12 protein-coding genes are annotated in these 13,252 nt (G+C 74.6%); 5 read left to right on the forward strand and 7 right to left on the reverse strand.

Annotation, left to right across the window (positions count from 1 at the left end; genetic code table 11):
- Window positions 1–22 precede the first annotated feature (22 nt).
- The 4 genes from ACFPK1_RS23390 to guaA all read right to left on the reverse strand — a co-directional run bounded on the left by ACFPK1_RS23390 (window position 23) and on the right by guaA (window position 4,258).
- The gene (locus tag ACFPK1_RS23390) at window positions 23–1,246 is read right to left on the reverse strand and encodes an FAD-dependent monooxygenase (protein ID WP_378023357.1); all 1,224 of its coding nucleotides are present in this window, start codon (window positions 1,244–1,246) and stop codon (window positions 23–25) included.
- A 102-nt stretch (window positions 1,247–1,348) separates the two neighbouring features.
- Window positions 1,349–1,498, reverse strand: coding sequence for a hypothetical protein (locus tag ACFPK1_RS23395; RefSeq protein ID WP_378023358.1), 150 nt, complete (start codon window positions 1,496–1,498; stop codon window positions 1,349–1,351).
- A gap of 20 nt (window positions 1,499–1,518) precedes the next feature.
- A complete protein-coding gene (locus ACFPK1_RS23400) occupies window positions 1,519–2,640 on the reverse strand; it encodes an aminotransferase class I/II-fold pyridoxal phosphate-dependent enzyme (protein ID WP_378023359.1) in 1,122 nt (373 codons plus the stop codon).
- A 55-nt stretch (window positions 2,641–2,695) separates the two neighbouring features.
- Complete coding sequence (guaA, locus tag ACFPK1_RS23405; protein ID WP_378023360.1) at window positions 2,696–4,258, reverse strand: glutamine-hydrolyzing GMP synthase; 1,563 nt, start codon at window positions 4,256–4,258, stop codon at window positions 2,696–2,698.
- Window positions 4,259–4,336: 78 nt separating this feature from the next.
- On the opposite strand from guaA, the gene ACFPK1_RS23410 reads away from it, so the two are divergent.
- Window positions 4,337–4,951, forward strand: coding sequence for a PadR family transcriptional regulator (locus tag ACFPK1_RS23410; RefSeq protein WP_378023401.1), 615 nt, complete (start codon window positions 4,337–4,339; stop codon window positions 4,949–4,951).
- Window positions 4,948–6,279 carry an FAD-dependent oxidoreductase gene (locus ACFPK1_RS23415; RefSeq protein WP_378023361.1) on the forward strand — a complete coding sequence of 444 codons (1,332 nt, stop codon included), beginning with the start codon at window positions 4,948–4,950 and terminating at the stop codon, window positions 6,277–6,279. Before ACFPK1_RS23410 ends, ACFPK1_RS23415 begins: the two co-directional genes overlap by 4 nt.
- Window positions 6,280–6,329: 50 nt before the next feature.
- Here the strand turns inward: ACFPK1_RS23415 and ACFPK1_RS23420 are convergent, their stop codons facing one another.
- On the reverse strand, window positions 6,330–7,499 hold the full coding sequence (locus tag ACFPK1_RS23420; protein ID WP_378023362.1) for a cytochrome P450: 1,170 nt from the start codon (window positions 7,497–7,499) through the stop codon (window positions 6,330–6,332).
- Window positions 7,500–7,572: 73 nt separating this feature from the next.
- On the opposite strand from ACFPK1_RS23420, the gene ACFPK1_RS23425 reads away from it, so the two are divergent.
- A complete protein-coding gene (locus ACFPK1_RS23425) occupies window positions 7,573–8,175 on the forward strand; it encodes a TetR/AcrR family transcriptional regulator (protein WP_378023363.1) in 603 nt (200 codons plus the stop codon).
- A 24-nt stretch (window positions 8,176–8,199) separates the two neighbouring features.
- Here the strand turns inward: ACFPK1_RS23425 and ACFPK1_RS23430 are convergent, their stop codons facing one another.
- Together ACFPK1_RS23430 and ACFPK1_RS23435 are read right to left on the reverse strand one after the other, a co-directional pair.
- Entirely contained in the window at window positions 8,200–9,264 is a 1,065-nt protein-coding gene (locus ACFPK1_RS23430) for a maleylacetate reductase (RefSeq protein ID WP_465252227.1), read from the reverse strand.
- Between the two features lie 29 nt (window positions 9,265–9,293).
- Entirely contained in the window at window positions 9,294–10,253 is a 960-nt protein-coding gene (locus tag ACFPK1_RS23435) for an amidohydrolase family protein (RefSeq protein ID WP_378023364.1), read from the reverse strand.
- A gap of 93 nt (window positions 10,254–10,346) precedes the next feature.
- Here ACFPK1_RS23435 and ACFPK1_RS23440 point away from each other — a divergent pair, with 93 nt between their 5' ends.
- Both ACFPK1_RS23440 and ACFPK1_RS23445 read left to right on the forward strand, forming a co-directional pair.
- Entirely contained in the window at window positions 10,347–11,948 is a 1,602-nt protein-coding gene (locus ACFPK1_RS23440) for a bifunctional 3-(3-hydroxy-phenyl)propionate/3-hydroxycinnamic acid hydroxylase (RefSeq protein ID WP_378023365.1), read from the forward strand.
- 40 nt (window positions 11,949–11,988) lie between these two features.
- On the forward strand, window positions 11,989–13,245 hold the full coding sequence (locus ACFPK1_RS23445; RefSeq protein WP_378023366.1) for an MFS transporter: 1,257 nt from the start codon (window positions 11,989–11,991) through the stop codon (window positions 13,243–13,245).
- Window positions 13,246–13,252 lie beyond the last annotated feature (7 nt).

The following is a 13,252-nucleotide window of genomic DNA, read 5'->3' on the forward strand; positions in this document are numbered from 1 at the left end:
AACGTCAGGAAAGCCCCCACGATCACGGGGACCCGGCGGCGATCACCGGCACCGGCGCCGGCACGTCGACACGGTTGCGCCGGCCTGCGAAGCGCGGGAAGCCTGGGATCCGGGCGAGCGTGCGCAACGCGGTCGGCGGCCCGTCGTCGCCGTTCCCGATCCGCTCCGCGGCGAGGCGTTCGGTGCGCACCTGGGCGTACTGCTCGCGCTCGACGCCCGGCCGGCGGGCGGCCTCGAGGCCCGCGGCGGCGTCGTCGAGCTGCGCCGGGTCGGGCGGTGTGCGCCGCAGGGGCCCGACGAGCCGGTTCGCGAGGTCGGCGGCGTCGGCGAGCGCGAGGTTGATCCCGTTGCCGCCCACCGGCGAGACGACGTGCGCCGCGTCGCCCAGCAGCACGAGCCCGGGGCGCGACCAGCGCTCCACGGTCGTGATCCGCACCGGCAGCAGCGTCAGGTCGGCGACGTCGCGCAGGTCGTCGAGCCGTCCCGCGAGCCAGGGCAGGGCCCCGACCGCCGCGTCGCGCAGCGCGTCGATCCCCCGCGCGCGGACCTCGCCGACCGAGCCCGCGCGGATCGTCCACCCGAGCTGCCAGTCGCCGCGCTGGTCGAGCAGCGCGACGCTGCCGGTCGGGGTGCCGAACAGGTCGAGGCCGGAGTACGACGGGTCGTCGGCGCGACGCGGGAAGGCGTGCCACAGGATGTCGAGGCTCGCGCCGAGCTCGGTGGCCGCGAGGCCGGACGCGGCACGGACCTTGGAGTTCCGCCCGTCGGCGCCGACGACCAGCGCCGCGTCGAGCTCGTGCTTCGCGGCCTCGACGGTGTACTCGACCCCGCTGACGCGGTCGCGGTCGTCGGTCAGCAGCCGCGAGAACCGGGCACCCATCCGCACGTCGGCGCCGTGCGCGCGGGCCCGGTCGGCGAGCCACGGCAGGAACGCCGCCTGCGGGATCAGGGCGTAGAAGGGGAACCGGCGGCTCGCGCCGCGGTAGTCGACGAGGGTCCAGGTGCGCTCGGCGGTGTGCCAGCGGAAGGCGTCGGACCGGGTGTGGGGCACCTCGGCGAGCAGCGGCTCCGCCAGCCCGAGCGTGTCGAGGTACTCCAGGACGCCGGGCGCGAGCGTGTCGCCCCGGAAGCGGCGGGCGAAGTCGTGCCGCGATTCCAGCAGCGTCACCGACGCGCCGCCCCGCGCCAGGAGGTAGGTCAGGAGCACGCCGCCGGGTCCGCCGCCGACGACCACCACGTCACTCACTCCACCACGATACCTCTCGATGATGGAGACATCGGGGGCCGTCTTGACCGTGCCCCGACGGCATGGTGCGCAATGGGCGCGCCGGCACGACACCGAGTCTCGTCAGGGAGGACGCCCGTGCAGAGCATCGACGCGGAGATGGCCGCGATCATCGATCGGCTCCGGCGCCTGCGCGCCGAGGTGCAGCAGGCCCTCCGAGCGGTTCAAGATCGTGGGGGATCTGGTGACGTCGAGCGTCAGCGTGGCCCCCACGCTGACAACACCACGCCGACTTAGAGCTTGCGGAGACGCAGGAGCGCGTCGGCGAGGATCTCGTCGCGCTTGCAGCAGGCGAAGCGGACCTGGGTCTCCACGCCCTCCGGGGAGGCGTGGAAGACCTGGTTCGGCACCGCCGCGACGCCGACGCGCTCGGGGAGCGAGCGGCAGAACTCCAGGGAGTCGGTGACGCCCAGCGGCGCCACGTCGGCGGTGACGAAGTAGGTCGCCTTCGAGTGGAACACCTCGAGGCCCAGCTCGCGCAGGCCGTCGGTGAGCAGGTCGCGCTTGCGGGCGAGGTCGTCGCCGAGGTGCGCGAGGCGGTCGTCGGGGAGCTCGAGACCGGTCGCGATGCCGTGCTGCAGCGGGGTGCCGGCGGCGAACGAGAACCACTGCTTGACGCCGAGCACCTTCTCCACCAGCGAGGAGGGCCCCGTCGCCCAGCCGATCTTCCAGCCGGTGACCGAGAACGTCTTGCCGCCCGAGCCGACGGTGATCGTGCGCTCGAACATGCCGGGCAGCGTGGCGATGGGGACGTGCACGTTGTCGTCGAACACGAGGTGCTCGTAGACCTCGTCGGACAGCACGACCAGGTCGTGCTCGATCGCGATGTCGGCGATCGACTGCAGCTCGGCGCGCGAGAGCACCGCGCCGGTCGGGTTGTGCGGCGTGTTGAGCACGATCATCGTCGTGCGCTCGGTGACCGCGGCTCGCAGCGCCGCGGCGTCCAGCGCGTAGTCGGGCGCGTGGATGCGCACCGGCACGAGCGTCGCGCCGAGCAGCGCCGCCGTCGCGCCGTAGAGGTCGTAGTAGGGCTCGAGCGCGATGACCTCGTCGCCCGGGCGCAGCAGCCCGGTCATCGCCGACGAGAGCGCCTCGGACGCACCGGAGCACACCACGACCCCGCCGTCGGCGGCGACGTCGAGCCCGTACCAGCGGCGCTGGTGGTCGGCGATCGCGTGCCGCAGCGACGCGATGCCCACCGCGGGCGGGTACTGGTTCCAGCCCTTGTGCATCGCGGCGACGGCGGAGTCCACGACCTCGCGCGGGCCCGGCGTGTCCGGGAAGCCCTGGCCGAGGTTGATCGCGTCGTGCTCCAGCGCGAGCCGGGACATCTCGCTGAAGATCGTCTCAGCCATGTGACCTCCGGTCTCGTGAGCACTTCCGGGCCCTATAGCACCAGAAAGTGCTCACCTACTCCCACTCGATCGTCCCCGGCGGCTTGCTCGTCACGTCCAGGACGACCCGGTTGATCTCGGCGCACTCGTTGGTGATCCGGGTGGAGATGCGCTCGAGCGCGTCGTAGGGCAGGCGCGTCCAGTCCGCGGTCATCGCGTCCTCGCTCGACACCGGCCGCAGCACCACCGGGTGCCCGTAGGTGCGGCCGTCGCCCTGCACCCCGACCGACCGGACGTCGGCGAGCAGCACCACCGGGCACTGCCAGATGACGTCGTCGAGCCCGGCCGACGTCAGCTCCTCGCGCGCGATCGCGTCGGCGCGCCGCAGCGTCGCGAGCCGTTCGGCGTCGACCGCCCCGATGATCCGGATCGCGAGCCCCGGGCCCGGGAACGGCTGGCGGCGCACGATCGTCTCGGGCAGCCCGAGCTCGGCGCCGACGCGGCGCACCTCGTCCTTGAACAGCGCCCGCAGCGGCTCGACCAGCGAGAACTGCAGGTCGTCGGGGAGCCCGCCCACGTTGTGGTGCGACTTGATCGTCGCCGCGCCCGACCCGCCGCCGGACTCCACGACGTCGGGGTAGAGCGTGCCCTGGACGAGGAAGTCCGCGCCCTTGCCCTGCGCGACGTCGCGCGCCGCACCCTCGAACGCGCGGATGAACTCGCGCCCGATGATCTTGCGCTTCTCCTCCGGGTCGACGACGCCCTGGAGCTCGCGCAGGAAGGTCTCCGCCGCGTCGACGGTGACGAGATCGACCCCGGTGGCGGCGACGAAGTCGCGCTCGACCTGACCCCGCTCGCCCTCGCGCAGCAGGCCGTGGTCGACGAACACGCAGGTCAGCCGGTCGCCGATCGCGCGCTGGACGAGTGCGGCGGCGACGGCCGAGTCGACGCCCCCGGACAGCCCGCAGATCGCGCGGCCCTCGGGACCGACCTGGCGGCGGACGGCCTCGACCGTCTCGTCGATGATGTTGGCGGTGTTCCAGTCGGCGGGCACGCGGGCGACGTCGCGCAGGAAGCGGCGCAGCACCTCCTGGCCGTGCGGCGAGTGCCCGACCTCCGGGTGGTACTGCACGCCGGCGAAGCGCCGGTCGACGTCCTCGAACGCGGCCACGGGCGCGCCGGGCGACGAGGCGGTGACCGTGAAGCCCTCGGGCGCCTTCGTCACGCCGTCGCCGTGGCTCATCCACACCGGGTGCGCGTCGGGCAGGTCGCCGTGCAGCCGCCCGGCGTCGCCCGCGACCGAGAGCTCGGTGCGCCCGTACTCGCGGTCGCCGGTGTGCGCGACCGTGCCGCCCAGCGCGCCGGCCATCAGCTGGAAGCCGTAGCAGATGCCGAACACCGGCACGCCGGCGTCGAACAGGGCGGCGTCGATGCTCGGCGCGCCCTCGGCGTAGACGCTCGCCGGCCCGCCCGACAGCACGATCGCCGCCGGGTCCTTGGCGAGCATCTCGTCCACCGGCGTCGTGTGCGGCACGACCTCCGAGTACACCTGCGCCTCGCGCACCCGACGGGCGATGAGCTGCGCGTACTGGGCGCCGTAGTCGACGACGAGGACGGGGCGGTCACCACTGGCGGTCACGCCCACCATCGTGCCCGACGGGCCCCACCGGCCCGACGCTTGCCGCTTAGTGTCGACGACACTAGTGTCGTGCGCACCATGACGCAGCGCTCCGGTCTCGCCCTCGCCGTCCTCGCCCTCGCCGCGGAGGAGCCCATGCACCCGTACCGGATGCAGCAGCTCATCCGGGAGCGCGGCAAGGACCAGGTCGTCAACGTCGGGCAGCGCTCGCAGCTCTACAAGACGATCGACCGCCTCGTCCGCGACGGCCTGCTCGTCGCGCAGGGCACCGAGCGGGCGTCCGCGCGACCCGAGCGCACCGTCTACGCCGTCACCGACGCGGGCCGGGACCTGGCGGTCACGTGGACCCTCGACATGCTCACCGCGCCCCGCCACGAGTTCGCGGAGTTCACCGCCGCGCTGGCCTACCTGCCGCTGCTCGACCCCGAGGTCGCCGCCGACGCGCTGGCCCTGCGGCTGTCCGACCGGCGCGGCGAGCTCGAGCGCCTGCGCCGCGAGCTGGAGCACCTCCCCGCGGCGCTGCCGCGGATCGTGCTCGTCGAGGCCGAGTACGCGCTCGCACACCTCGAGACCGACGTCGCCTGGATCGCCGGGCTCGTCGACGACCTGCACTCCGGCGCCCTCTCATGGGACCGCGCCGATCTCCTCGACCAGGCACGCCGGCTCGAGGCCGGCGGGGAGGACCCACCATGAAGGTCATCATCATCGGCGGCGGCACGGGCGGGATGTGCCTCGCGCACGGCCTGCGCCACGCGGGCATCGAGGTCGCCGTGCACGAGCGCGACCGCACGCGCAGCAGCGGGCTGCACGGCTACCGGGTCGGCATCTCGCCCAACGGCGCCCGCGCGCTGAAGGCGTGCCTGAGCCCGGAGCTGTTCGCGACGTTCGTGGCGACCACCGCGGCGCCCTACGAGACGCTCGCGATGCTCACCGAGCGGTACCGCACGCTGCTCCGCCTCGACGTCGCCGACTTCCCGCACACCGGCGACGGTCCCGAGGACGGCGAGCACAACGTCAGCCGGATGACCCTGCGCCAGGTCCTGTTCACGGGCATGGAGGACGTGGTCACGTTCGACCGGCGCTTCACCCACTACGAGACGCGCCCCGACGGGCGAGTCACCGCGCACTTCTCCGACGGCGGCACCGACACCGGCGACCTGCTCGTCGGCGCCGACGGGGCGAGCTCGCCGGTGCGCCGCCAGTACCTGCCGCACGCGACGCACACCGAGACCGGGCTCGTCGCGATCGGCGGCAAGACCCGGCTCACCGAGCGCACCGCGGCGCTGCTGCCCGAGCCCGTCCGGAACGGGTTCGGCATGTACTTCGACCGGCGCGGCCAGTTCGGCATCTCGCACGTCATGCGCATGCCGTGGGGCCGTGTCACTGGTGTGGGCGCCAGCGACGACGAGCTCCTCGCCCGCTGGCCCGGGCTGCGCTTCGACAACACCACCGACCACGTGTCCTGGGCGATCACCACGTCGCGGACGCTCGCGCCCGCCGACCTCCTCGACCGCACCGACAGCGCGCTGGTCACCCTCGCCGGGGAGCTCAGCGCCGGCTGGGACCCGCGCTGGCTCGACCTGATCGCGACGTCGGACCCCGGGGCCGCGGTCGCCCTCGCCATCCGCACCGCCGACCCCGTGCCGGCGTGGACCCCGACCACGGTCACGCTGCTCGGCGACGCCGCCCACACCATGACCCCGGGCCGCGGCGCCGGCGCCAACACCGCGCTGCGCGACGCCCGCGAGCTGCGCGACCGCCTCGTCCGCGTCCGCGACGGCGAGATGACGCTGCTCGAGGCGGTCGGCGAGTACGAGGACCTGATGCGCCGCTACTCCGCGCTCGCCGTCCGCGAGTCGCTGGAGTTCATGAACGACAACGGCACCGCGCGCCGCCCGGTGATCGGCCCCCTGTCGGTGTTCGCGCAGCGCACCGGCATGCGGCTCGTCGACCACCTCCCGCCCGCCAAGCGCCGCATGGCCCGCGGTTTCCAGAAGGTGCGCGACTCCGAGCTGGTGTGAGGGGCGGAGCCCACGTGAGTGGTATGGGTCGCCAGGGCGACCCATATCACTCACGTGCGAAGCATGAGCATCATCGGCCCGGAGTCGACCTCGCCGCGGTGCCACGGGATGTCTGCGACCGGGACGGCCAGGCGCAGGCCCGGGGCCCGGCGGGACAGCGCCGTCAGCGCCGCGGTGAGCTCGACGCGGGCGAGCGCGGCACCGAGGCAGTGGTGCGGCCCGCGCCCGAACCCGAGGTGCGGGCCCGCGCGCCCCGGGCGCAGCGCCTCGGGGTCGGCGAAGCGCGCCGGGTCGTGGTTCGCGGCCTCGAGCCGCAGGAGCACCTTCTCGCCGACCGCGATCGTCACGTCGCCCAGCACGAGGTCTTCCTGGGCCCACCGCGGGAACACCTCGACGCCGGCGCGCCGGACCAGCTCGTCGACGAGCTCCGGGACGTCGGGACGGTCCGCGAGCCCGGCGAGCAGGTCGTCGGCCAGCAACCGCACCACCGCGACCGCGAGCCCGCCCTGCACGGTGAGCCCCCCGGCCGCGAGCAGGACCGTGACCAGCGCGACCAGCTCGCCGTCGCCGAGACGCCCGTCGTCGGCGTCGCGGATCTGCACGAGCGCGGAGAGCAGGTCGTCGCCCGGCCGCTCGCGGGCCGCCACGACGAGGTCGGCGGTGAACGCCGTCAGCGCGCCCCACGCCCGCTCGGCCTCGGCGAGCAGGGCGGGGTCGCCGGCCGCGGCCATCGGGTCGGCGCGCAGGGCGTCGTCGACCAGCCCCCGGAAGCGCGGGTGGTCGTCGAGGTCCACGCCGAGCAGCAGCCCGAGCGAGCCGACGGCGAGCGGTGCCGAGAGCAGGTCGACGAGGTCGGCGGGCCCGTCCTGCGCCGCGGCGACCAGGGCGGCGACGTGCCGGTCGGCGAGGGTCTCGATCCGGGGCGCCAGCTCGGCGATCCGCCGCGGGGTGAACGCGCGCGCCACGAGGCGGCGCAGGCGGGTGTGCGCGGGGCCGTCCCGGAACAGCGACGCCCGCTCGTCGACCTCGACGCCGGGCGGCGTCAGCCCGAGGCGCGGGTCGGCGAGCCCGGCCGCGACCAGCTCGTACGACGTGACGAGCCACGCCGGGGTCCCGTCGGCGCCGACGACGCGGGCCACCGGCTCGTGCTCCTGCAGCCACCTGTACCGCGCCGGCGGGGTCGTCGGGTCGGGCCGTTCGAGCGGCAGCGTCGTCTCCACGGGAGCCTCCTTCACGTTGCAGGTGCAACGTAACGGAGGTGGCGTTGCGAGCGCAATGTGACAGGGTGGCCGCGTGCCGAAGCAGGTCGACCCCCACGAGCGCCGGACGCTCCTCGCCGACGCGCTGCTGCGCGTGGCCGCCCGCGACGGGCTGATGGACGTGAGCCTGCGCCACGTCGCGACAGAGGCCGGCGTCACCGCGGGGATGGTGCAGCACTACTTCCGCACCAAGGACGAGATGATGGTCTTCGCGCTCGACGTGGTCGCCGCGCGCGTGCAGGCCCGGCTCGAGGACGATCCCGACACCGCCGGCCGGGACCCCCGCCGTCTCGTCCGGTCGCTCCTCGTCCAGCTCCTGCCCCTCGACGCCGACCGCGAGCTCGAGGGCCGGGTCGCCGTCGCCTACCACGCCTACGCGGCGACCCGTCCCGACGTCGCGGCCCGGCTGCGCGAGGACACCCGGGGGATGCGCGCGGCCGTCGCCGAGCACATCCGCGCCGCAGGACACCCCGGCCCGCTCGACCCCGAGGTCGCCGCCACGGGCCTGCTGGCGCTGGTCGAGGGCCTCGCCGTGCACGTCCTGGGCGGCCACCTCGCCGCCGACGACGCGCTCGCGACGCTCGACGGCCACCTCGACCTGGCGTTCGGCCCGGATGGCCTGCGGCCTCGTGAGTGACATGGGTCGTCATGACGACCCAGATCACTCACCTGCGAAGCATCCCTCCAGCAGCGCCGTCAGGCTCGCGCGCGTGACCGGCGCGGGGTTCGCGTAGGGCTGCGCGAGCACGCGCTCGACGACCAGCGCCAGCCCGTCGCGGGGCATCCCGATCGCGGCGAGCGAGGTCGGCGCGCCGAGCTCGCGGGCCCGGTCGGCCAGCGCCTTCGCCACGGTCTCCGGGTCGGCGGCCACGCCGAGCGCCCGGCCGAGCGCGGCGACCGCCGCGGGTGCCGACGGCCCGTTGTGGGCGACGACGTGCGGGAGCACCACCGCGTGGGTCTCGGCGTGCGGCAGGTCGAACGAGCCGCCGAGCACGTGGCAGAGCTTGTGGTGCAGCGACATCGTCGTCGCCCCGAGCACCGCGCCGCAGAGCCACGCACCCTGCAGCGCCCCGGACCGGGCGTCGATGTCGTCGGGCTGCTCGACGATCGCCGGCAGCGCCGCGAGCAGCGAGCGTGCCCCCTCCTCGGCCATCAGCGCGGTGATCGGCGTGCCGTCCGGCGCCCACAGCGCCTCGACGGCGTGCGCGACGGCGTTGAGCCCGCTGGTGACCGACAGCCCGACGGGCAGCGAACGCGTCAGCTCCGGGTCGTAGACGACCGTGCGCGGCAGCACCGCACGGTCGCGCCCGGTGCGCTTCTCGCCGTCCTCGGTGAGCCCCCAGATGGGCGTCATCTCCGAGCCGGCGTAGGTCGTCGGCACGGCGACCACGGGCAGGCCGTGGCGCAGCGCGACGGCCTTGCCCAGCCCGACCGACGACCCGCCGCCCACCGCGACGCACCCGTCGGCGCCCAGCTCGCGGGCCCGGTCGGCCGCCGCGGCCGCGACCGCCGCCGGCACGTGCTGGCGCGCCTCGGGGAAGACCCCGGCGGCGCGCCCGTCGAGCCCGTCCGCCGTCGCCCGCAGCGTCGCCTCCTGCTCGGGCGTCCCGAGCACCAGCACCCACCGCAGCCCCAGGCGCTCCACCTCCGCACCCAGCTCGGCGAGACGACCGGGACCGAAGACCACGCGCATGGGCAGGGCGTCGTGGACGAAGGAGAGGCTCACGCCGGTCACGGTACGACCGCCGTCCCCGCTCAGAGCCGCAGCAGCCGCTCGGCGTTCCCGTGCGCGATCCTCTCCCGGTCGGCCTCGCTGATCGGGGCGGTGCGCAGGAACTCGGTGGCGACGTCCATCTCCTCGAAGGGGTAGTCGGTGCCGAAGAGGATGTGGTCGGACCCCAGCGCGAGCAGCGAGCACAGCAGCGGCGCGGCGGAGCACACGCCGCTGGTCGTGATGTAGAGGTTGTGCCGCAGGTACTCCGACGGGCGGCCGCGGGCGAGCTCGATGCCGTGGTGGGCGTGGAAGTCCCAGCGCGAGTCGAGGCGCCAGAGCGTGAACGGCAGCGCCTCGCCCATGTGCCCGAGCAGCAGCTTCGCCTCGGGGAAGTCGTCGAACACGCCGCCGAAGATCAGCCGCAGCGCGTGCGACGCGGTGTCGGTGCCCCAGCTCCACATCGGCCCGATGAGCTCGGGGTGCCCGGAGAGCACGTGGGCGGCGTCGACGCCGTTGGCCGGGTGCAGGTAGAGCGGCACGTCGAGGCCCTGCGCGTACTCCCAGACGACCCGCAGCTCGGGGTCGTCGAGGTAGCGCCCGTGGGTGTGCGCGTTCACCAGCGCGCCGCGCAGCCCCAGCTGGGTCACCGAGCGCTCGAGCTCCTTGGCCGCGGCCTGCGGGTCCTGCAGCGGGAGCGCCGCGAACCCGGCGAAGCGGGTCGGGTGCGCCTCGATCGTCGACGCGAGCAGGTCGTTGACCGCGGTGGCGCGGGAGACGGCGAGCGCGGCGTCCGGCTCCGCCTGCAGCCCCGGCGAGTTCAGCGAGAGCACCTGGACGTCGAGCCCGGCGGCGTCCATGCGCTCGAGCCGGGCGCCGGTGAGGTCGAGGAGCCGGCGCGACATCTCCTCCCACACGTGCGGCTCCGCGATCGTCGCCGTGCCCTTGCCGTACGGGGCGAGCTCCGGGGTCACGAAGTGCTCTTCCAGGCCGATCGTCCGCATCCTGCCCTCGCTCCTGTTTCACCATCGTGCATTGACTTACCCAATGATGAATCCTACGGTTCGGCGGTGTCAAACCTCACAGGGGGAGAGCGCATGGAGGACACCGCCCGAGACGGAGCGGAGCGGAGCTCGACCATCGAGTTCGACGTGGCCGTCGTGGGCTACGGGCCGGTCGGGATGGTCACGGCCGCGCTGCTCGGCGCCGCCGGGCACCGCGTCATCGTGCTGGAGCGCTACGCCGGGCTCTACAACCTGCCGCGGGCGGCGATCTTCGACGACGAGACGATGCGGACCTTCGCGCGCGTCGGCATCGCCGAGGACCTGCTCCCGAAGCTCCACGTGCAGCGCAACTACGAATGGCGCAACGCGGCGGGCGAGCTGCTCATCGAGCACCACTTCGCCGCGCGCGGACGCAGCGGCTGGGCGGAGTGGTACATGATGTACCAGCCCGATCTCGAGTCGGCGCTCGACGAGCGCGTGCGCGCCGCCGGCGTCGAGGTGCGGCTCTCCAGCCCCGTGACGGGTCTGGTCCAGCACGCCGACCACGTCGAGCTGCAGGTCGGCGGTGCGCAGACCGTCCGGGCGCGCTGGGTCGTCGCCTGCGACGGCGGCAACAGCTTCGTGCGCTCCGCGCTCGGGCGCACCATGGACGACTACGGGTTCTCCGAGCCCTGGATGGTCTGCGACTTCCGGTTCCGCGACCCGGCCGCCCCGCCGGCGGTGCCGACCGCGCGCCAGGTCGGCGACCCCGCGGGCCCCACCTCGATCATCTCGCTCGGGCCCGCACACCACCGGTTCAGCTACATGCTCGACTCGGAGGGCGACTTCGCCACCGAGCGCGACCCCGAGAAGGTCTGGGCGCGCACGCGGCGCTGGCTCTCCCCCGACGACGCCGAGCTCATCCGCGTCGCCACCTACACGTTCCGCTCCCTGGTCACCGACCGCTGGCGGGTCGGGCGCACGCTGCTCGCGGGCGACGCCGCGCACCAGATGCCGCCGTTCCTGGGCCAGGGCATGTGCTCGGGCATCCGCGACGCGCAGAACATCGCCTTCAAGCTCGACGCCGTGCTGCGCGGGCGCCGCGGCGAGGAGGTGCTGGACACCTACCAGCAGGAGCGCGAGCCCCACGTCCGCGCGGTGATCGAGAAGGGCATCGAGCTGGGCCGCCAGCAGACGGTGCGCGACCCCGCGCGCGCCGCCGAGCGCGACCGGGTCCTGCTGGGCCGCCGCGCCGCGCACCAGCACCCGGAGAAGATCGCGTTCCCGGGCCTGGTCGAGGGCATGCTCGTCCCGTCACCGGGCGCCGGGCAGCTCGTGGACCAGGGCTGGGTCGACGACGGGACGCGGCGCGACCGGCTCGACCAGGTCGTCGGGCACCCCGCGCACCTGCTGCTCGACGCCCGGCGCGTGACCCTCGCCGACGACGCGGTCGCCCTGCTCGCCGACGCCGGCGTCCGCGTCGTGCCGCTGCACGAGGCCGGTGTCGCGGCCGCTGTTGGCCTCGATCCCGGTCACGTCGTCGACGTCGACGGCACGCACCTCGCGTGGCTCGCCGCGCACGACGCCGTGGCCGCCGCCGTGCGGCCCGACTTCTACGTCTTCGGCACCGCGCCCGACGCGGCCGGCGCCGACGCCCTGGCCCGCGCGCTGGCCGCCGCCCTCGGTGCGCCGGCACCGGCCCTCGCCACCCCCTGATCCTCCCGCCGCCCTCCCGCCGCAGCCGTCAGGAGCCCCCGTGTCCCGTCCGTCCGCACCACCCACCCGCGCCATCGAACGCCTCGTCCTGGTCCTCTCCGCCGGGTTCGCCGCGCTCGAGGGCTACGACCTCGCCTGCTACGGCGTCACCGTCCCGTCGCTGCTCGCCGACCCCGCCATCGGCGCGGACAAGGCCTCCGCGGGCACCGTGGGCTCCCTGGTGGCCATCGGGATGCTGGTCGGCGCCGCGATCTGCGCGGCGACCATCCGGCGCGCCGGCAGCCGGCGGCTGCTCCTCGGCGGCGCGGCGCTGTTCTCCCTGGGCATGCTCGTGTGCGCGCTCGCCCCGGGCTTCGCGCTGTTCGGCGCCGCCCGGTTCGCCGTGGGCATCGGGCTGGGCATCGTGCTCCCGACGGTGACCGCCTACGTCGCCGACCTCTCGGCACCGGAGCGCCGGGCCCGCAACGTCGGGATCATGATGTCCGGCTACGCCGGCGGCGCCCTGCTCGCCCCGCTGCTCGGGGCGGCGCTGCTCACCGGCGGCAGCTGGCGCTGGATCTACGTCATCGGTGCGGCCCCGGCCCTGGTGCTGCTCCCGCTGGCCCTGCGGCTGCTCCCCGAGAGCCCGGTGCACGAGGAGTCCGGCGGCCGCTCGACCCGCGGCGACCTGCTCGGCCTGCGGCCCCTGCTCGCCCCGGGCGTGCGGGGCGCGACGCTGCTGTTCTGGGCGATGTCGTTCTGTGGCCTGCTGCTCGTGTTCGGCATCAGCACCTGGCTCCCGACGATCATGCAGGCCGCCGGCTACTCCCTCGGCTCCTCGCTGCTGCAGACCGCCGCGATGTGGGTCGGCGCGGGCGTCGGCATGGTGCTCGGCGGGAAGGTCGCCGACCGCGTCGGGATCAAGCCCGTCGTCGCCGTCGCCTTCCTCGCCGGTGCCGCGGCCCTGCTGGTGATGAGCGCCCGCCCGGCGCTCGGCCTGCTGTTCCTGCTCATGTTCGTCAGCGGCCTCGGGCTCATCGGCTCGCAGGTGCTCACCAACGCCTACATCGTCGGCCACCACCCGCCGGAGCTGCGCGGGCGCGCGATCGGCTGGGCGCTGTCGGTCGGGCGCCTCGGGGCGATCGCCGGGCCGCTGATGGGCGCGGCGATCCTGTCCTCCGGGCTCGGCGTGGCGTGGAACTTCTACCTGTTCGCGATCCCGGGCGTCCTCGGCGCGCTCCTCGCCGCCGCCGTGCCCGCGATCCGCGCCCGCACGGCCGACACCGCAGACCCCGACGCGCCACGGGTCAGTGCGTAGAGCCGGT

Source organism: Actinomycetospora rhizophila (assembly GCF_042657905.1).
In the GTDB taxonomy this organism is placed as follows: domain Bacteria; phylum Actinomycetota; class Actinomycetes; order Mycobacteriales; family Pseudonocardiaceae; genus Actinomycetospora; species Actinomycetospora rhizophila.

Excerpts from the sequence above, each read along its gene's own strand:
- ACFPK1_RS23400 (WP_378023359.1), bottom strand. The coding sequence starts at position 2,640 with ATGGCTGAGACGATCTTCAGCGAGATGTCCCGGCTCGCGCTGGAGCAC.
- ACFPK1_RS23410 (WP_378023401.1), top strand. The coding sequence starts at position 4,337 with ATGACGCAGCGCTCCGGTCTCGCCCTCGCCGTCCTCGCCCTCGCCGCG.
- ACFPK1_RS23415 (WP_378023361.1), top strand. The coding sequence starts at position 4,948 with ATGAAGGTCATCATCATCGGCGGCGGCACGGGCGGGATGTGCCTCGCG.
- ACFPK1_RS23435 (WP_378023364.1), bottom strand. The coding sequence starts at position 10,253 with ATGCGGACGATCGGCCTGGAAGAGCACTTCGTGACCCCGGAGCTCGCC.
- ACFPK1_RS23440 (WP_378023365.1), top strand. The coding sequence starts at position 10,347 with ATGGAGGACACCGCCCGAGACGGAGCGGAGCGGAGCTCGACCATCGAG.